The sequence below is a fragment of the Nitrospirillum bahiense genome (assembly GCF_007828025.1).
In the GTDB taxonomy this organism is placed as follows: domain Bacteria; phylum Pseudomonadota; class Alphaproteobacteria; order Azospirillales; family Azospirillaceae; genus Nitrospirillum; species Nitrospirillum amazonense.
Genome location: NZ_VITO01000025.1, coordinates 1 through 16,510, shown reverse-complemented (window position 1 = coordinate 16,510; position 16,510 = coordinate 1). Strand labels below are relative to the sequence as shown.

General features: G+C 67.9%; 20 protein-coding genes. 7 read left to right on the top strand and 13 right to left on the bottom strand.

Going from position 1 to position 16,510, the window contains the following annotated elements; all coding sequences use genetic code 11:
* The first annotated feature begins 3 nt into the window (after positions 1-3).
* Positions 4-639: a methionine biosynthesis protein MetW gene (gene metW, locus FBZ88_RS25835; protein WP_145619909.1), complete on the top strand. Its 636-nt coding sequence runs from the start codon at positions 4-6 to the stop codon at positions 637-639.
* A gap of 12 nt (positions 640-651) precedes the next feature.
* Here the strand turns inward: metW and FBZ88_RS25830 are convergent, their stop codons facing one another.
* Positions 652-1,281 carry a helix-turn-helix transcriptional regulator gene (locus FBZ88_RS25830; RefSeq protein WP_145619908.1) on the bottom strand — a complete coding sequence of 210 codons (630 nt, stop codon included), beginning with the start codon at positions 1,279-1,281 and terminating at the stop codon, positions 652-654.
* Between the two features lie 146 nt (positions 1,282-1,427).
* On the opposite strand from FBZ88_RS25830, the gene FBZ88_RS25825 reads away from it, so the two are divergent.
* A complete protein-coding gene (locus FBZ88_RS25825; RefSeq protein ID WP_145619907.1) occupies positions 1,428-2,639 on the top strand; it encodes an MFS transporter in 1,212 nt (403 codons plus the stop codon).
* On the opposite strand, the gene FBZ88_RS25820 is transcribed toward FBZ88_RS25825, so the two are convergent.
* Entirely contained in the window at positions 2,626-2,904 is a 279-nt protein-coding gene (locus tag FBZ88_RS25820) for a hypothetical protein (RefSeq protein WP_145619906.1), read from the bottom strand. The two genes, FBZ88_RS25825 and FBZ88_RS25820, sit on opposite strands and share 14 nt — an antisense overlap.
* 98 nt (positions 2,905-3,002) lie before the next feature.
* On the opposite strand from FBZ88_RS25820, the gene FBZ88_RS25815 reads away from it, so the two are divergent.
* Positions 3,003-3,725, top strand: a complete 723-nt coding sequence (locus FBZ88_RS25815) for an HAD family hydrolase (RefSeq protein ID WP_145611225.1) — start codon at positions 3,003-3,005, stop codon at positions 3,723-3,725.
* Between the two features lie 60 nt (positions 3,726-3,785).
* Here the strand turns inward: FBZ88_RS25815 and FBZ88_RS25810 are convergent, their stop codons facing one another.
* The 6 genes from FBZ88_RS25810 to FBZ88_RS25785 all read right to left on the bottom strand — a co-directional run bounded on the left by FBZ88_RS25810 (position 3,786) and on the right by FBZ88_RS25785 (position 8,579).
* Positions 3,786-4,286, bottom strand: a complete 501-nt coding sequence (locus tag FBZ88_RS25810) for a hypothetical protein (protein WP_145619905.1) — start codon at positions 4,284-4,286, stop codon at positions 3,786-3,788.
* Between the two features lie 153 nt (positions 4,287-4,439).
* The gene (gene proB, locus FBZ88_RS25805) at positions 4,440-5,627 is read right to left on the bottom strand and encodes a glutamate 5-kinase (protein WP_145619904.1); all 1,188 of its coding nucleotides are present in this window, start codon (positions 5,625-5,627) and stop codon (positions 4,440-4,442) included.
* A gap of 3 nt (positions 5,628-5,630) precedes the next feature.
* Positions 5,631-6,713 carry a GTPase ObgE gene (gene obgE / locus FBZ88_RS25800; RefSeq protein ID WP_088872064.1) on the bottom strand — a complete coding sequence of 361 codons (1,083 nt, stop codon included), beginning with the start codon at positions 6,711-6,713 and terminating at the stop codon, positions 5,631-5,633.
* 237 nt (positions 6,714-6,950) lie between these two features.
* Entirely contained in the window at positions 6,951-7,232 is a 282-nt protein-coding gene (gene rpmA / locus FBZ88_RS25795) for a 50S ribosomal protein L27 (protein ID WP_088872065.1), read from the bottom strand.
* Between the two features lie 37 nt (positions 7,233-7,269).
* Positions 7,270-7,587 (bottom strand): 50S ribosomal protein L21, encoded by a 318-nt coding sequence (gene rplU, locus FBZ88_RS25790; RefSeq protein WP_004272539.1) that lies wholly within the window; start codon positions 7,585-7,587, stop codon positions 7,270-7,272.
* A 188-nt stretch (positions 7,588-7,775) separates the two neighbouring features.
* Positions 7,776-8,579, bottom strand: a complete 804-nt coding sequence (locus FBZ88_RS25785; protein WP_145611221.1) for a class I SAM-dependent methyltransferase — start codon at positions 8,577-8,579, stop codon at positions 7,776-7,778.
* A 175-nt stretch (positions 8,580-8,754) separates the two neighbouring features.
* On the opposite strand from FBZ88_RS25785, the gene FBZ88_RS25780 reads away from it, so the two are divergent.
* Entirely contained in the window at positions 8,755-9,252 is a 498-nt protein-coding gene (locus tag FBZ88_RS25780) for a DUF6491 family protein (protein ID WP_088872067.1), read from the top strand.
* Between the two features lie 3 nt (positions 9,253-9,255).
* On the opposite strand, the gene FBZ88_RS25775 is transcribed toward FBZ88_RS25780, so the two are convergent.
* From FBZ88_RS25775 to FBZ88_RS25760, 4 genes are all read right to left on the bottom strand, one after another.
* Positions 9,256-9,888 (bottom strand): trimeric intracellular cation channel family protein, encoded by a 633-nt coding sequence (locus tag FBZ88_RS25775; RefSeq protein ID WP_145619903.1) that lies wholly within the window; start codon positions 9,886-9,888, stop codon positions 9,256-9,258.
* 65 nt (positions 9,889-9,953) lie between these two features.
* Positions 9,954-11,219, bottom strand: coding sequence for a 3-(3-hydroxy-phenyl)propionate transporter MhpT (mhpT, locus tag FBZ88_RS25770; RefSeq protein ID WP_246138858.1), 1,266 nt, complete (start codon positions 11,217-11,219; stop codon positions 9,954-9,956).
* Positions 11,220-11,301: 82 nt separating this feature from the next.
* Positions 11,302-11,793, bottom strand: a complete 492-nt coding sequence (gene lspA, locus FBZ88_RS25765; RefSeq protein WP_145619902.1) for a signal peptidase II — start codon at positions 11,791-11,793, stop codon at positions 11,302-11,304.
* Positions 11,790-12,620: a helix-turn-helix transcriptional regulator gene (locus FBZ88_RS25760; RefSeq protein WP_145619901.1), complete on the bottom strand. Its 831-nt coding sequence runs from the start codon at positions 12,618-12,620 to the stop codon at positions 11,790-11,792. The genes lspA and FBZ88_RS25760 overlap by 4 nt, the downstream gene beginning before the upstream one ends.
* A 92-nt stretch (positions 12,621-12,712) precedes the next feature.
* Between FBZ88_RS25760 and FBZ88_RS25755 the strand changes: the two genes are divergently transcribed.
* Both FBZ88_RS25755 and FBZ88_RS25750 read left to right on the top strand, forming a co-directional pair.
* Complete coding sequence (locus FBZ88_RS25755) at positions 12,713-13,387, top strand: glutathione S-transferase family protein (RefSeq protein ID WP_145619900.1); 675 nt, start codon at positions 12,713-12,715, stop codon at positions 13,385-13,387.
* A gap of 136 nt (positions 13,388-13,523) precedes the next feature.
* A complete protein-coding gene (locus FBZ88_RS25750; protein WP_145619899.1) occupies positions 13,524-14,798 on the top strand; it encodes a M24 family metallopeptidase in 1,275 nt (424 codons plus the stop codon).
* A gap of 9 nt (positions 14,799-14,807) precedes the next feature.
* Here FBZ88_RS25750 and FBZ88_RS25745 read toward each other — a convergent pair whose 3' ends face one another.
* Entirely contained in the window at positions 14,808-15,293 is a 486-nt protein-coding gene (locus tag FBZ88_RS25745; RefSeq protein ID WP_145619898.1) for a DUF3280 domain-containing protein, read from the bottom strand.
* Between the two features lie 196 nt (positions 15,294-15,489).
* Between FBZ88_RS25745 and FBZ88_RS25740 the strand changes: the two genes are divergently transcribed.
* A complete protein-coding gene (locus FBZ88_RS25740) occupies positions 15,490-16,431 on the top strand; it encodes a hypothetical protein (RefSeq protein WP_145619897.1) in 942 nt (313 codons plus the stop codon).
* Positions 16,432-16,510 lie beyond the last annotated feature (79 nt).

Below are 16,510 nucleotides of genomic sequence, written 5' to 3'. Positions count from 1 at the left end.
CCCATGGACGCCACGGTCATCCCCCCCCGCACCGACATCCGCGGCGACCTGCGCCGCATCGCCGACATGGTCAGCACGGGCGCCCGCGTGCTGGACGTGGGTTGCGGCGACGGCGCCCTGCTGGATCTCCTGACCCGGGAAAAGGGTGTCGATGGACGCGGCATGGAACTGGGCATGGACGGCGTGCGCGAATGCGTGTCGCGCGGCCTGTCCGTCATCCAGGGTGACGCCGACACCGACCTGAAGGACTATCCCAGCGATGCCTTCGACTACGTGATCCTGTCGCAGACACTGCAGGCCACGCGCGACCCGCGCGGCGTGCTGCTGCAGATGCTGCGCATCGGCCGCCGCGTCATCGTCTCCTTCCCCAATTTCGGCTATTGGCGGGTGCGCCTGGCCCTGCTGCTGACCGGCCGCATGCCGGTGACCGACCGGCTGGGCTTCCAGTGGTGGGAAACACCCAACATCCACTTCTGCACCATCGCCGACTTCACGGCCCTCTGCGCCCAGCTGGGCGGGGTGACGGTGGAACGCAGCGCCATCCTGGACCACGCCGGCCGCCAGCTGACCAGCGACGCCACCACCTGGCGGGCCAATTGGTCGGGCGAACAGGGGATTTTCCTGCTGCGGCGGGATTAGAGGCGGCCGCGCCTAAGCGACCGGCCCAGGCCTCTCATAAGCAATCGTGTCCACCAGCCGGGCGAAGCTGCCGTCCGAAAGCTGAAAACGCACCCAGCGGAAACGGCTGGCGAAGATCCTCACCTCGGATGAGCGGTTGGCACGGGTGGTCAGTTCCAGTGCCGGCGGCGACGGCTGGAACCAGCCGAGGTCCGCGAGCGTCGCCTCCGCCGCGCGGATCTCATCACTGGCATAGGGCCAGAGCGACGTGCCCAGCACGTCGGCGCGCGGTCGCCCAAAGTCCCGCTCCCGCCCCGCCGACAAAGCCAGCAGGCGATGGGTCAGGTCACAGACCAGGTGCACCGATCCGGCCGAATTGTTCACCAGGCGCGCCAGTTCGCGGTCGGCGGCACTGTCCAGGCCGGCCTGCAACAGTTGGCGGATGGCCGCCTGTTCATCACCATCGGGCACAAGCGTGCCGGATTCCCAGCGGGAGACCGTGGCCTGGGATACGCCCAGCAATTCGCCGGCATGGCTCTGCTTCACCCGGCGCAGGGTGCGCCACAGCCGCAGCGACTGCCCCAGATGGGGACCAGCCACGCGCGGCAGAGTGCCAACGGCGGTGCCAATGGCGGTGCCGACAGCGGCGGTGATGCTGGCCATGATGGTTCCTTCCCCGACCGCGGGAGCGGCACAGGCAAGAACGCCGCCGCTTGTCCACGCATATCTTATTCACGGCGCATCAAGGCCGGCCATGCCAAAAATAGCGCCCCCCGCCTGCCGCGGGGCATCCCGCGTTCGAGGGCATCATGGACAGCCGCTGGGTCAAGATCATCTGGTTCTATTGCGTCGGCGTCATCGCCGCCGCCCAGTTGGGCAAGATGTCGGCCCTGATCCCCCTCATCTCCCGCGACCTGGGCCTCAGCCTCACCCTGGCGGCTCTGGTGATCTCGCTGCTGGAGATCGGCGGCGCCGGTTTCGGCCGCATCGCCGGCGGGCTGATCCAGCGGGCGGGCCGCCGCCCCGCGCTGCTGGCCGGCACCGCGTTCCTGACCGTGGGCGGTATCGGCGAGAGCCTGGCGCCGGGCCCGGCGGCGCTGATCGCCTGGCGGGTGCTGGAGAGTGCCGGGTACCTCACCACCGTCATCGCCGCCCCCATGCTGATCCTGGAGACGGCGACCCCGCGCCAGCGCGGCGTGGCCCTGGCGCTGTGGAGCAGCTTCGTGCCCGTGGGCTTGGCCCTGGGCGCCATCCTGTCCGGCTGGGCGGCGGAACTGTGGTCCTGGCGCGGCGCCCTGTTCGGCGGCGGCGTGGTGGCGGCCGGCGCCCTGGCGCTATCCCTGCCCATGACCTCCGGTGTCGGGGCGCGGGTGCGCGGGGCGGGTGCCGGCGGCACCGGCCCCACGCGGCGGGCCTGGGCCCTGGCCGTGGGCTTCGGCTGCTACACCACTTTCGAGGTCGGCCTGCTGGGGATGCTGCCGACCTTCCTGGTGGACAAGGCCGGCGCCAGCGCCGACGCCGCAGGATTCATCACCGGCGTCGCCTCCTTCGCCACCGTGGCGGGCAGCGTGGTGGCCGGCTGGTGGAACCACCGCAACCACGGGCGGGATCTGGCGCGCGGCCCCTCCTTCGCCCTGATGGCGCTCAGCATCGTCCTGCCGGCCCTGCTGCTGTTCCTGGTGTTCGGGCCGGCCCCGGACCTCACCACCGCCGCCATCGTGGTCATCGCGCTCAACGCCCTGTCCGGCGTCTATCCCGGCCTGGCCTTCGCAATGCTGCCCGCCGTGGCCGGGTCGGACCGGGGCCTGCCCGCCGCCAACGGCCTGCTGACCCAGTTCGGCGCCAGCGGCTCCCTCATCGGGCCGCCCCTGTTCGCCGCCTTCGCCGGCCATTGGGGTTGGACCAGCGCCGCCGCCTGTGGCCTGGCCGCATCCCTGCTCTGCCTGGCCTTGATGCGGGCGGCCGGGGTATCGTCTTCTTCAAGTGTGGAAGCGAGCGACGCACCGGTCACAGACCACTGACGCGCCCCATCTTGTACTGCCGGATGATCCCACGGCCGAGAAGGATGAAAACACTGGAGCCAGCCATCATGACGCATGGAATGCCAATGGCCACCCAAGCCGACTCAGGCTGCCCCGTGGCCCGGTCGATGCCTCGGTATCCGAAGATGGCCGCCGCCACAAGAAACGAAAAGCCCGCCAGAAACACCACGGCACCCAAGTAGAACCAACCGTAGCCCATCCGGCGGATCCTGTAGTCGTGAGGCGTCATATCCTCTTCAGCCATCACACCCTTAACCCCATTCCAGCTTGCCGGTTTCCACACGCATTGTAGCTGACTATAGATCCGCTCTCTTTCACACAGCTGTTATTTCCAGGAAAACCATGTCGCCTGCCGCCACCAGACCGCTTCCGCCCCGCGTCATCGCCCTCGATGGCGACGACACGCTCTGGCACAACGAGGCCATGTTCTCGACCTCGTACGCCGAGTTCCGTGACCTGCTGCTGCGCCACAGCGACCTGGACCAAGCAACCATCGATGAACGCCTGCTGCTGGTGGAGCGGCGCAACCTGGTGACCTACGGTTACGGCATCAAGGGCTTCACCCTGTCGATGATCGAGACCGCCCTGGAACTGACGGAAGGGCGCATCCCCGGCATCGCCATCGAGATGCTGGTGCAGCGCGGCCGCGCCATGCTGGCCCACCCGGTGGAACTGATCGACGGTGCCGTGGAGGTCATCGAGACCCTGCGGCAGCGGGACCATGAGGTGTGGCTGATCACCAAGGGCGACCTGTTCGACCAGGAAAGCAAGATCGCCCGCTCCGGCCTGGCCGACCTGTTCCACCGCATCGAAATCGTGTCGGAAAAGGATGACGCCACCTATCGGCGCCTGCTGGACCGCCACGGCGTGGCCCCGGCCGACTTCGCCATGGCCGGCAACTCCCTGAAGTCCGACGTCCTGCCCGTGGCGGCCCTAGGTGGCCAGGGCTTCCACGTGCCCTACCACACCACCTGGGCCCATGAGATGGTATCCGGCCCGATTCCCCACCCCTATACCGAGCTTGCATCCTTACGTGAATTGCCGAGCGCGTTAGGGTCCAGGTAAGGAATCGACTCGGGAGCATGGAGCCGTTGCCGCTGGCGGGGCACCTGCCAACCGGCAAGCTCAATCGAAAATTGCTGCGGGGAATCGGTTACGCGGAACGACTATCCGACTCCCGCATATTGTGTTTTTAACACCAGGCGCGTTGAGATAAACACGCATGCTTTCCCCAGCCTTAACAGTCACAAGAACAATATACTTGTCCTCTTGATTTCCTTTCTTCTCGATCCTTTGTTCTATTAGTCGAAAAAGCTCTTCGGATGAGAGACAACATATCTGCCTGTCTTCAACACAAACAAGAGCAAAGAAAATATTTCCCTGAGTCTTCTTTATTTCTTTTATGGATTCTATATTATCAAAGCTGAATCCAAATTGATATTCACTATGTGGCTTCTTTGGCTTGATGCAATATTTTGGTGAAACAATTATGTTGTCGTTGATTCTGAAGAAATTTTCAAAAACAATACCCCCAACAACCAGGGGGTTAATGGCAGTAAATCGCCTATCCTCCGCGATTTGAAGCAAGGCCGCGCCGTAATACATATGGTCATCATCAATTTTCATTTAATCACCTCACAGAAGAACGATTTCTGTGATCTTTGGCATGGCAACCAGCGCATATCAATCTATGCGGGTGTATATCTAGGCACGCAAACGGAAATCGAGAGGGGCTTATATTTATCGAGCAACTGCAGCGCAGAAAGAATGTAAAAACCCTCACCCCAGCGCCAGGTCGTCCCGGTGGATCATCTCGTCCCGGCCGCGCCAGCCCAGGCTGGCTTCGATCTCGGCGCTGCGGCGGCCCTGGATGCGGCGGGCGTCTTCGGCGGAATAGGCGACCAGGCCGCGGGCGATGACGCGGCCGGCCTGGGTGCGGACGGCCACTAGGTCGCCGCGCTGAAAGTCCCCCTCGACCTCGCGCACGCCGGCGGGCAGCAGGCTGCCGCCGCGCGCCAGGGCCTGGGCCGCGCCTTCGTCCACCACCAGGGTGCCGGCCGACTTCAGGGAGCCGGCGATCCAGCGCTTGCGCGCCGTGCCGGGGCCGGCCGACGGCAGGAACCAGGTGCACAGCGCCCCACCCTGCTCCGCCGTCTTCTCCAGCGCCGCCAGGGGGTTCATGCGCTTGCCCGAGACGATGGCCATGCGGCAACCGGCGGCCACGGCGATGCGGGCGGCGGCGATCTTGGTCACCATGCCGCCGCTGCTGTAGCCGGCAGGCGGTTCCCCCGCCATGGCCTCGATCTCCGGCGTCACCTCGGTCACCACCGGCAGGTGCTTGGCGGCGGGATCCTTGCGCGGGTCGGCGGTGTAAAGGCCGTCGATGTCGGACATGAGGATCAGGGTGTCGGCGCTGATCATCTGCGCCACGCGGGCAGCCAGGCGGTCGTTGTCGCCGAAGCGGATCTCGGCGGTGGCCACGGTGTCGTTCTCGTTGATCACGGGAACGGCGCCCAGCTTCAGCAGGGTCTCGATGGTGGCGCGGCCGTTCAGGTGGCGGCGGCGGTCCTCGGTATCGTCCAGGGTCAGCAGCACCTGGGCCACGGTGATGTCGTGGCGGGCCAGGGTTTCCTGGTAGGCGTGGGCCAAGCGGATCTGGCCGGTGGCGGCGGCGGCCTGCTTTTCCTCAAGCTTCAGCGGGCGGCCCACCAGACCCAGATGTTCCCGCCCCACGGCGACGGCGCCGGAGGAAACGATGACCACGTCGACGCCCCGGCGGCGCAGGGCGGCCACGTCATCGCACACGCTGTCCAGCCAGTCGCGGCGGATACGGTGCGTCTCGCCATCCACCAGCAGGGCGGAGCCGATCTTGACGATCAGGCGCTTGGCCTGTGTGACCGGTGGGACATCAAACAACGCCGCCGCACCGGTTGAGGAAATTTCCGTGCGGACGGCGGCGTCGTTCATTTTCTAACGTGTCCCTTTGTCGGCCTGGGAGATGTCGTCCAGGGGATTGTACCGCGCCTTGTATGCCTTGCTGCGCGCTTCCTCGCCATCCATCAGGCGCGCAGCCTTGATCTGCTCCAGAAGCGCATACAGCACGTCGGGCACATGCTCGCCGGTGGCGCCGGACAGCACCATGACCGGCTTCTTGGCCGAGCGGCGCAGCTTCAGCTTCTTTTCCGCCAGCTCTTCCTCGGTCAGGGCGTCGACCTTGTTCAGGGCCACGATCTCCGGCTTTTCCGCCAGGCCGCCGCCATAGGCGCGCAGCTCGCGGCGGATGGTGCGGTAGGCCTTCTGCACATCCTCCTGCGTACCGTCCACCAGGTGCAGCAGCACGCGGGTGCGCTCCACATGGCCCAGGAAGCGGTCGCCCAGGCCGTGGCCCTCGTGTGCGCCCTCGATCAGGCCGGGGATATCGGCCACCACGAACTCCTCCTCACCCGCGCGCACGACGCCCAGGTTGGGCACCAGCGTGGTGAAGGGATAGTCGGCGATCTTTGGGCGGGCGCGGGACACGGCGGCCAGGAAGGTGGACTTGCCGGCGTTGGGCAGACCCACCAGGCCCACGTCCGCGATCAGCTTAAGCCGCAGCCACACCCAGCGCTCCTCCCCCGGCCAGCCGGGGCCGGCCTTGGTGGGCGCGCGGTTGGTGGAGGTCTTGAAATGGGCGTTGCCGAAGCCGCCGTCACCGCCCTTCAGCAGCACGATGCGCTGGCCCACCTCCATCATGTCGGCCAGCACCGTCTCCTGGTCCTCGTCCAGGACCTGGGTGCCCACCGGCACCTTCAGCACCATGGGCTCGCCGGCGGCACCCGAGCGATCGCGGCCCATGCCGTGGCCGCCCCGCTGGGCCTTGAAGTGCTGCTTATAGCGATAGTCGATCAGCGTGTTCAGGCCGTCCACAGCCTCGATCACGATGTCGCCGCCGCGCCCGCCGTTGCCGCCGTCCGGCCCGCCGAACTCAATGAACTTCTCCCGCCGGAAGCCGACGCAGCCGGGGCCGCCGTCACCGCTCTTCAGGTAGATTTTGCACTGGTCCAGGAACTTCATGATGGGCGGGCCTTATATCATGGCCTTTGAAGTATCAAAGGCCCCCTCAAACGCCGGGCGGCCACATCCGTGGCCTTGGCTTCCTCGCTGCGCCCTTCGGTGCTCGCTCCGGCGGACGCAGTCGCGTCCTATGGAAAAAAGCGATGGCGGTCGCGCGGAGCGCGGCAAATGCAAATCGGGGGAACGGTCACCCGTCCCCCCGATCAGAGTCAAAACACCTGGTGCCGAAGCGGCAGGTTACTCGGCGGCGATGGCCACCGGCTCCTGGGCCAGCTCGACGGACACGTAGGTGCGGCCCTGACGGCCGGTGTGGAACTTCACGGCGCCGTCGGCGGTCGCGAAAATGGTGTGGTCCTTGCCCAGGCCCACGTTGGCGCCGGGGTGGAACTTCGTGCCGCGCTGGCGGACGATGATGTTGCCGGAAACGACGGCTTCACCGCCGAAGGCCTTCACGCCCAGACGACGACCGGCGCTGTCACGACCGTTGCGGGAGCTACCGCCTGCCTTTTTATGTGCCATCTCGAAAACTCCTTAAATCGAGGAGGTCGGCTGCCGATTAGGCGCCGGCCTGGATGTCGGTGATGCGCAGGATCGTCAGGTCCTGACGATGGCCGTTCTTGCGGCGGTAGTTCTGCCGGCGCTTCTTCTTGAAGATGATGATGTGCGGCGCATGGGCCTGGGCCACCACGGTGGCCGTCACGGCGGCGCCAGCCACCAGCGGGGTGCCGACGGTGGTGTTGCCGGCATCGCTGACCAGCAGGACCTCGTCCAGCTTCAGGGAGGCGCCAGCGTCACCCGCCAGCTTCTCAACCTTAATGACGTCGCCGGCCGCGACCTTGTACTGCTTACCGCCGGTGCGGATGACTGCGAACATTCTAGCCCACCACTGATCTGGCCGGGCCCAGCCGAGAGTGGCCAGCGCCCACGCAAAACGGAACGACGGGACCTAGCACAGGACCCGTTTCTAAGAGAGCGCGCACTATACAGGCGACCCGGCCCCTGTCAAGCACCCCCAATACGAGTCCGCGCGGAATCCCGACGCCCGGCACCGTTGCGGGATTCTCAGGGCTTCGTATCGGGATCCACGATCACGCCCGACGAGGCCGCAAGGCGGGGCAGCAGGCGCCGTTCCGCCGCCAAGCCGGAGAAGGCCGGCTGCGCCACGGAGGGGGCCAGGCGCCGCCGCGGCTCCACCACGCGGGTGGCGGTGGTGGCGTAGATCTGCTTGCTGGCCTCCACGATCTGGACGCCGGCGAAGGCCTTGAACCAGCGGGCGCCCAGGTTTTCCACCGCCCCGGCCGACGCCATGAAGAAGCGGGACTTCACCGGCGGCATGAACAGGGCCGACGTCTCCCGCTCCGGCACGAACAGGTTGGCGCGCAGCACGCGGCGCAACTGGCCCGTGGAAAACGGGGAGCCGTGGCCGAAGGGGGTGCGGTCGGTGCGGGCCCAGATGCCGCGCCGGTTGGGCACGACGGCGATCAGGCGCCCGCCCCCTGCCAGGACGCGCCAAATCTCCTGCATCATGGGCTTCAGGTGTTCGGTGAACTCCAACCCGTGGACCAGCAGCACGCGGTCGACCGACATGTTGGGAAACGGCAGCTCCGATTCCTCGCCCAGAGTCACCAGGCCCGGCCCCTCGGGCGGCCAGAAGACCACGCCCTGGGCGGCCGGCATGACGGCCATCACCCGCTCCGCCTCCGTCAGGAAGGGACGCAGGAAGGGGGTGGCGTAACCGATGCCCAGCACGCGCTGGCCGCTGACATCGGGCCACAGCTCGCGCAGGCGGCGGCGCACCAGCCGCCGGACCACCTGGCCCAGGCTGCTTTCGTAGAATTCGCGCAGGTCGACGACATCGTTATACATCGGCCGGATGCTAGCATGGCGGGCGCGGATTCGCCTATTAGGCCTGGAGCGCTAAAACCCGCCGCCCCGACCCCTGTCATTTGGGGCGAGGCCGCCCCCTGCGACGCGGCCACCGCTTGTGGCAGGGCGAGTCGGCGCTTACCTTCCAGGGTGAACGCCTTGGGAGGCCCCCGCCATGCTCCGCTTCGCCCCCGCCTTGATCACCGCGACCGTTGCCGCTGGCCTGCTGGCCGGCTGCGCCACCGACCCAGCCACCGATAAGGGCGCCCCCGGGACCCAGACGGCCAAAGCCGAGTCGCAGGATCGGGGCCAGATGTGTATCCCGGTCCGTACCATCCGCCGCACCCAGGTCATCGATGAAAGCACCATCCTGGTGGAGATGCAGGACCGAACCAAGTTCATCCGCATCAATCTGGCCGGCCGCTGCAGCGGGCTGGGCTTCTACGGCTTCGCCTATGTCTCGCATAATGACGAGCTGTGCCGCACCGACCCGCTGACCCTGGTGGGCATGCCGGTGCCGCCGGTCTGCCTGATCGACAGCATGATCCCCATCGACAAGGCCGCCGCCGACGCCCTGAAGGCCAAGCCGAAGACCGACGGCCCAACTGGCGGCCCGGCTGGCAGCCCGGCTGGCGCGGCCACGCCCGCGCCCGATGACCAGGGCCGCGACTGAGGGTCAGCCCTGTAGCCCCATCGCCGTCGGCAGGGCCCAGTGCCGCCAGACGCTGACCATGCGCAGGGCGAAGCACGCCCCGCCGCCGGCCAGTGCCGCGTAACGCGGGGCGACGCCCAGGCGGATGGCGGCGGTCATGACGGCGGCGCCCAGCAGCGCCGCCGTGGCGTAGACGTCCACCCGCAGGATGGCCGGCACCTGGGCCAGCATGATGTCGCGCAGGGTGCCGCCGCCTACACCGGTGATGGTGCCCATCAGCACGGCGCTGAAGGGCGGGATGTCGCGGTTCAGGGCCTTCTCCGTGCCGGCCACGGCGAACAGCGACAGGCCGGCGGCGTCCAGGGTGGTCATCAGCCCCACGGGCACCTGGCCCACCACGGCATGACCGGCGAAGGTGGCCGCCCCGGCGGCGAAGGCCATGGCGGGATAGCGCCAGTCGCGCAGGGCCGTGGGCGGCGCCGCCCCGATCAGCAGGTCGCGCAGCACGCCGCCGCCCAACGCCGTGGCGAAGGACAGGACCATGACGCCGAACAGGTCCAGGCCGCCGCGCAGGGCGGCCATGGCGCCCTCGACCGCGAACAGCACGGTGCCGGCCATGTCGGCCACGGACAGCACCATATCCGTCTTCTTCCCCATTCACGCCCCCACGCCACTCTCACGGGGGCCAGCGTTACACGCTCCCGCGCGGGCTGGCGAGGGGGTCAGGCCGGGCGCCGCATCTGCCGCCGGATCAGCAGGACCGCCAGCAGCCCGCCCACCGCCACCAGGGGCACGAGGCTGAGCAGCAAATCCGGTGCGGACAGCCCCGCCTGCACCAGGCCGCCGCCCAGCAGCGGCCCCACGACGGAGCCCAGGCGCCCGGCGGCCACCGCCCCGCCCACGCCGGTCCCCCGGATGGCGGTGGGGTAGCAGGCGGGTGCTGCGGCATAGAGCGTGGCCTGGGTGGTCAGGACCATGGCGCCTGCCCCCAGGCCCACCAACAGGGCCACCGTCAGGTTGGCCGGCATTACGGCCAGCAGCACCAGGAAGACCGCCAGGCCGACGAAAACCGTGATGGCGTAGCCGAAGCGCCGGGGACCATCCAGCAGAGGCCCGGTAACGGCGCAGGCGATGGCGCCCGAGATGTTCAGCATCACCTGGATCAGCGCCGCCTGCGGCTTGCTGAACCCCCGTTCGGTCATGAGCATGGGCAGCCAGCTGAGCAGCAGGTACAGCACCATCAGGGTGGCGAAGAAGGCCAGCCACAGCAGCACCGTCTCCACCGCGCGGCCGCCACCGAACAGGATGGCGAGGATGCCGGTCCGGGCACCCCCGTCCGCCGCCGCCGCGCGAAAGGCCTGCGAATCCGGCAGGGCCCGGATCAGCAGGGGCAGAACCAGCAACGGCGCGCCGCCGGCGACATAGAAGATGGTGCGCCAACTGTCGAAGCCACCGCCCATCCCGGCAAAGACGGCGATCAGGCTGACGATGGCGCCACCCAGGGGCATGCCGCCGTACATCAGGGAAACCGCCCCGCCGCTGCGGCCCGACGGGCTGTTCTCCGCCGCCAGCGCCACCAGGTTGGGCAGGGTGCCACCCAGGCCCAGGCCGGTGGCCAGGCGCATGAGGAAGAGTGTGGTGAAGTCCGGCGACAGGGCGGTCGCGGCCGTGAACACGCCGAACAGCGCGACCGAGACCACCAGCACCGCCTTGCGCCCGAAGCGGTCGGCCAGCCGGCCGCCCACCAGCGCGCCCAGGAACAGGCCGATGGTGCCGGCGCTGAAGAAGGCGCCCAGCTCTTTGGGCGCCAGGTGCAGGGCGGGGGCCAGCTTGGGCGCCGCCACGCCGGCGGCCTGCAGATCGACGCCTTCCAGGACGGCGACCAGCAGGCACAGCAGCGTGGTGCGGTTGATCAGGCCACCCGCCGGCGCCTGTGGCGCCGCGATCGGGGCATTCGCCGGGGCGGCCACCGCGTCATGGTTCAGCACGTTCCTCTCCCGTTTATTCTTATCGGTCGGGAACAAGGTGCGCGCGGGAACGATGGATGTCCAGAAAAGTTGCTGACAATAACTAAATTCGCCGCCCGCCCAGCAGGCCGCCGACCACGAACAGGCCCACGCCCACCATCAGGCCCACATCGGCCACGTTGAAGATGCCGGTGCGCAGGGATCCGATGCCGAGATTCAGGAAGTCGAACACGGTGCCGCCCTGGACCAGCCGGTCCAGCAGGTTGCCCAGGCCCCCGCCCAGAAAGCTGCCGGCGCCCAGCAGTTCCATGCGGCTGAGGGATTTCGCCCGCAGGCTCCACGCCAGCAGGGCGGCCAAGACCAGGGCCACGCCGACGGTGAAGACCAGGCCCCGGGCATGGTCGTCCAGCCCGGCGCCGATACTCAGGAAGGCGCCGGGGTTGTTGACCGGCGTCACCAGGATGGCGCCGTTCAGCGCCGTCAGATCCACCCCCGGGGTCAGCACCTGCTTAAGCCAGGCCTTGGTCGCCTGGTCGGCCACGAACCAGGCGAGTGCTGACGGCACCAGCCAGCGCAATCGATCCTGAACACTCATTCTTGACTATCCCCGCTGTCGTTCTTTCGGGCGCAGGCCTCGCGATAGGCGGAGGGTGACTGGCCGATGACCTGTTTGAAATCCTGGGCGAAGTGGGCGTGGTCGAAATAGCCCAGATCCTGGGCCAACGTGGTCAAATCCACTGCCTCGCCCTGGCCCAGGCGGTGCGCGGCCTCATGCAGGCGGGCGCGGCGGATAACCCATTTGGGCGTCATACCCACCAGGTCGGCGAACAGCCGCTGCAGCGCGCGCACGCCCAGGCCGCAGCGTGCGACCAAGTCGTCCAGCCGCAGGATGTCGCGGTCGGCCTCCACCAGCGCCACCAGCCGGTTGATCTCCACCACCGTCGCCGGCACATCCATCAACCTCTGACGCACCAGCGGCTCGGCCACCGCCACCATGCCGGCGTCATCCTCGGCGGCCAGCACCGCCGCCTCCGCCCCATCGGCCACCGCGCCGAACACGGCCTCCAAGGCCAAGGTCCGGTCGACCAGGGTGGTCAGGGGGGCGCCCAGCAGGGCGCGGAAGCTGGCGGGGCGGAAGCGGATGCCCAGCACGCGGCCGGCGCCTTGCAGCTCATAGGCGAAGATGCCGTGCATGGGGCCGTAGATGGCGGTGCGGCCCCGTTCGAACACCAGGTTCACGGCGGGATAGGGCAAGGTGCGCTGGACATAGGGCGGCTGGCCCGTCAGGTCCCAGGCCACCACCCAGTAATGCTCCACCACCGCCGCCAGATCCTCGGCCGGCAGGTAGCGGCCCAGGCGGAAGCGCTGCGCCGCCGCCCCGGGCGCCAGCACGCCCTTGGGCGCCGCGGTCACCGGGCGCATGGGTTTTCCCTATCCTGGTCGCGTTTTTCCAAGCCCACGAAATTCCCCAAGCCTATCGTTCCGCCTGATCCCCATTCCTGTGGAGAGCCGCCATGAAACTCTATTCCCTGGCCCTGTCGCCCTTCGCCGCGCGAGTCCGCGCCGCCCTCTATGCCAAGGACCTGGCCATCGACATCCTAACCCCGCCCGAGAACTGGCGCACCTCCCCCGCCTTCCGGGCGCTGAACCCCATGGTGCGGGTGCCCGTGCTGGTGCTGGACGACGGCCGGTCCATCCCCGAATCAGCCGTGATCGTGGAGTATCTGGAGGACGCCTTCCCCGCCGTCCCCCTGCGCCCCGCCGACCCGGTGGACCATGCCCGCGTGCGCCTGCTGACCGCGGTGGCCGACAACTACGTGATGCGCGAGACCTTTCCCCTGTTCGGCCTGTTCGACAGCAAGACGCCGGATGAGGCCGCCATCCAGGCGCAGCTGGCGAAGCTGGACAGTGGCATCGGCCTGCTGAACGGCTTGCTGGCCGAGGATGCCGCGCGCGGCTCCTTCGCCTTCGGTGGCCGGGTCAGCACCGCCGACGCCTGGCTGGTGCCGGTGCGCTACACGCTGGAGGGCCTGATGCGCTTCTCCGGCCGCACGCACCTGCTGGACCGCCACGCGGCGGTCGCCGGCTACGCCCAGTCCTTGCGCGAAAGCCCGGCCCTGGCCCGGGTGTGGGATGAGATGGAGGAAGGGTTGCGCCAATACATGAGCCAGCGCGCGGCGACTGCATAAGGTATCCAAACCATTGCATCCATCGGGAAAGACGGGGAAAAGAAGGCGGCGCTGTGGTAGGAGGGATGCCAGATCGCCGGCCCCTTTTTGACCGACATCGGGAGGGCCCGCCAAAAACATCCGGGACAGCTTCACCATGGTCAGCCGCCGCCTTTTCCTCGCCGCCGCGTCCACGCTTCCTCTCTCCGCCGCTTCCCTCACGGCCCGAGCCGCCGCCCCGTCCGGCACCGACGACCTCGCCGCCCTGACATCGCTGACCACGGGTGCCCAGCCCATCACGGTGGAGGAACGGCGGGCCCGCATCGCCAAGCTGCAGGACCTGATGGCCCGCCAGGGCATCGGCGCCTTCCTGGTGGAATCGGGCAGCAGCCTGGACTATTTCACTGGCATCCGCTGGCACCGCTCCGAACGCACCACCGCCGCCCTGATTCCCGCCAAGGGCCAGGTCATCGTGGTGACCCCCGCGTTCGAGGAGCCCTCGGTGCGCGAGACGCTGCAGGTGGGCGGCGACGTCCGTGCCTGGGATGAGCATGAAAGCCCCTTCCAGCGCCTGGCCCAGGCCCTGAAGGATATCAGCGCGGCCCCGGGGGGCGTCGCCGGCAGCAAGGTGGCGGTGGAGCCCACCACCCGCTTCTTCATCATCGACGGCATCCGCCAGGTGACCAGGGGTTACGACCTGATCTCCGGCGACGCCCTGGTCCGGGCCTGCCGCATGCACAAGTCGCCGGCGGAACTGGCCCTGATGCAGGTGGCCAACGAGGTGACTCTGGCCGCCTTGCGCTACGCCCACGCCCATGTGCGGCCGGGCATGCGCGCCGCCGACATCGCGGCATTGGTGGATACCGCCACGGCGGCCCTGGGCGGCCGGCCGGAATTCTCCCTGGTGCTGCTGAACGAGGCCAGCGCCTATCCCCACGGCTCGATCCAGCCGGAGGTGGTGAAGGACGGTTCCACCGTGCTGCTGGACGTGGGCTGCGCCGTGCACGGCTATCAGTCCGACATCTCCCGCACCTGGGTCTTCGGCACCCCCAGCGCCCGCCAGCGCACGGTGTGGGACACAGTGAAGCGCGGGCAGGAGATTGCACTGGAAACCGCCAAGCTGGGCATTCCCGTGGGTGACATCGACAAGGCCGTGCGCCGCTATTACGAGGGCGAAGGCTGGGGCCCCGGCTATCGCCTGCCCGGCCTGTCGCACCGCACCGGCCACGGCATCGGCCTGGACGGCCACGAGTCCCCCTACCTGGTCTTGAGCGACACCACACCGCTGGAGCCGGGCATGTGCTTCTCCGACGAGCCCGGGCTCTACATCCCCGGCGAATTCGGCATCCGGCTGGAGGAGTGCTGGCATATGACGGAAACGGGGCCGCAGCTGTTCACCCCGCTGGCGGCTTCCCTCGACCAGCCGATCTGAATCCTACTTTCATTCATCCAACACATGTTCCTCCAACAGGAACTTCAGCCCCCGGTCCCAGGACTCATCCGTGTTGCCGCGGATGTCGACGCTGCCGCCCTTCAGCACCTGGCCGGTGGCGGCGTCACGGATGCTGATGTTCAGGTTCAGGATCAGGTTGCTGACCTTCTGCACCCAGGCGATGACGGCCACCGTGGCCCCCGCCTGGGCCGCGATCTCCAGCGCGCAGGGCGGGCAGTCGCGCGGTGCCGGCTTCGCCGCCAGCGTGGCAGCCCAGGGCGTCATGTCCACCAGGGAGTAGCGTCCCGATTTCGCCAGCGCCGCCCGCAGCGCCTGCCCCAGCCGCGCCACCCGTGCCGTCTCCTCCGCCGTGGTGTCGGCGGGGGAGCTGTTGACGAACTGCACGTCGAACACGGCGGTGGGCGGGGCTGAGCCCCAGGCCCGCCCCGCCAGCAGCGTCACCACCAACACCATCCATCCCATGACCTTGGCCATAAGCGCCTCCCAGGTTCGGGCGGCAGCATGGCGCGAGTGCGGACGGAAGGCAGGATGGACTTTGGATGGAGATAACCATGAATCCGCAGGTGGGTTGCGCCCTTCCCTTTTACGCCTAAAGCGCGAGAATCCGAATTGACCTATCGTTCTCTCTATGTTCTCATTTCACTTCGTCAATACAGAGATGGAGAGCGGTATGAGCGGGGCGTTCCACGCCACGTATGGCCACCGGCTTGCCCCACCGCAGGTGAAGCCCGGTGTTGTTTGCGATGATCAGGGTCCCCTCTGGAATTCCATCCGCCTGCTGGTGAAGACCAGCGCCGGATGGGTGCCGCGCCCCGCCGCCGAGTTGGACGCGCTGGTCACGGCGGCCTCCGGACGGGCGATCGATGCGCAACGGCTGCACGCCCGCCTGTCACCCGTCGCCCGTGCGCTGAACGAGGGCCATCTGGCGCGCGCTGTCATCGGTGCGCAGTACCTTGACCTGCCGGCCTCCGCCCGCGTGGCCAAGGCCAGCCCCGACGACCCTGATCATCCCGGGTGGCCGGAAGGATCACCCGAGGGCAAGGGCGGCCAGTTCCGGCCCAAGGATGGCGGACTCAGCGAAGCGGACCAGGCAGAAACGGACGCCCCCGAGCCCAAACCGGAGGATACGGCCGCCCTGCGGGAAGCGGTTAAAACCACCGCCCAGCGCGCCGTGCGGCGGGCATTCCGGCAAACCGCCATTGAACTTCTCACCCGGCGCCGCCTGGGCCGTATCGCGCTGGAACTGGCCTCGAACGCCGTCCCGGTGCTTGATGTGCTGGGTGATGCGGCGCTCTTGGTGGACTTGGCCGAACTTGGGGGACGGTTGAAGTCCCTGGCGGCTGAAGTGGCCGCCGTTCATGCGTTCGCGGACGCGGGCGTGCGCACCGCGGAGGAATTGATGGTCACCAGCGAGGAGATTTCCTTCTCCTCCTACGACGCCTTCAAGAAGACCGAGGTCCCTGAGGACGGGATCGACGCGTTGGGAAAGAGGTACGGCTCCGCCGGTCCCGGCTACGACTATCACCACATCGTGGAGCAGTCGGCCATTGGCGACGGCATTCCGGCCGAACTGGTGAACTCGACGCGGAACATCGTCCTAGCAGGGTGTTGAAGAAGTCAGCTTCTTCGGGCTTTGAGAGTGACCTCGTCGTCGTTGTCGTATGAGAGTTCGATTTCGAGTGTCCCGTCAT

Bases quoted from the DNA above. Each gene is read 5' to 3' on its own strand.
- metW (WP_145619909.1), top strand. From the start codon at position 4: ATGGACGCCACGGTCATCCCCCCCCGCACCGACATCCGCGGCGACCTG.
- FBZ88_RS25830 (WP_145619908.1), bottom strand. From the start codon at position 1,281: ATGGCCAGCATCACCGCCGCTGTCGGCACCGCCATTGGCACCGCCGTT.
- FBZ88_RS25825 (WP_145619907.1), top strand. From the start codon at position 1,428: ATGGACAGCCGCTGGGTCAAGATCATCTGGTTCTATTGCGTCGGCGTC.
- FBZ88_RS25820 (WP_145619906.1), bottom strand. From the start codon at position 2,904: ATGGCTGAAGAGGATATGACGCCTCACGACTACAGGATCCGCCGGATG.
- FBZ88_RS25815 (WP_145611225.1), top strand. From the start codon at position 3,003: ATGTCGCCTGCCGCCACCAGACCGCTTCCGCCCCGCGTCATCGCCCTC.
- FBZ88_RS25810 (WP_145619905.1), bottom strand. From the start codon at position 4,286: ATGAAAATTGATGATGACCATATGTATTACGGCGCGGCCTTGCTTCAA.
- proB (WP_145619904.1), bottom strand. From the start codon at position 5,627: ATGAACGACGCCGCCGTCCGCACGGAAATTTCCTCAACCGGTGCGGCG.
- obgE (WP_088872064.1), bottom strand. From the start codon at position 6,713: ATGAAGTTCCTGGACCAGTGCAAAATCTACCTGAAGAGCGGTGACGGC.
- rpmA (WP_088872065.1), bottom strand. From the start codon at position 7,232: ATGGCACATAAAAAGGCAGGCGGTAGCTCCCGCAACGGTCGTGACAGC.
- rplU (WP_004272539.1), bottom strand. From the start codon at position 7,587: ATGTTCGCAGTCATCCGCACCGGCGGTAAGCAGTACAAGGTCGCGGCC.
- FBZ88_RS25785 (WP_145611221.1), bottom strand. From the start codon at position 8,579: ATGTATAACGATGTCGTCGACCTGCGCGAATTCTACGAAAGCAGCCTG.
- FBZ88_RS25780 (WP_088872067.1), top strand. From the start codon at position 8,755: ATGCTCCGCTTCGCCCCCGCCTTGATCACCGCGACCGTTGCCGCTGGC.
- FBZ88_RS25775 (WP_145619903.1), bottom strand. From the start codon at position 9,888: ATGGGGAAGAAGACGGATATGGTGCTGTCCGTGGCCGACATGGCCGGC.
- lspA (WP_145619902.1), bottom strand. From the start codon at position 11,793: ATGAGTGTTCAGGATCGATTGCGCTGGCTGGTGCCGTCAGCACTCGCC.
- FBZ88_RS25760 (WP_145619901.1), bottom strand. From the start codon at position 12,620: ATGCGCCCGGTGACCGCGGCGCCCAAGGGCGTGCTGGCGCCCGGGGCG.
- FBZ88_RS25755 (WP_145619900.1), top strand. From the start codon at position 12,713: ATGAAACTCTATTCCCTGGCCCTGTCGCCCTTCGCCGCGCGAGTCCGC.
- FBZ88_RS25750 (WP_145619899.1), top strand. From the start codon at position 13,524: ATGGTCAGCCGCCGCCTTTTCCTCGCCGCCGCGTCCACGCTTCCTCTC.
- FBZ88_RS25745 (WP_145619898.1), bottom strand. From the start codon at position 15,293: ATGGCCAAGGTCATGGGATGGATGGTGTTGGTGGTGACGCTGCTGGCG.
- FBZ88_RS25740 (WP_145619897.1), top strand. From the start codon at position 15,490: ATGAGCGGGGCGTTCCACGCCACGTATGGCCACCGGCTTGCCCCACCG.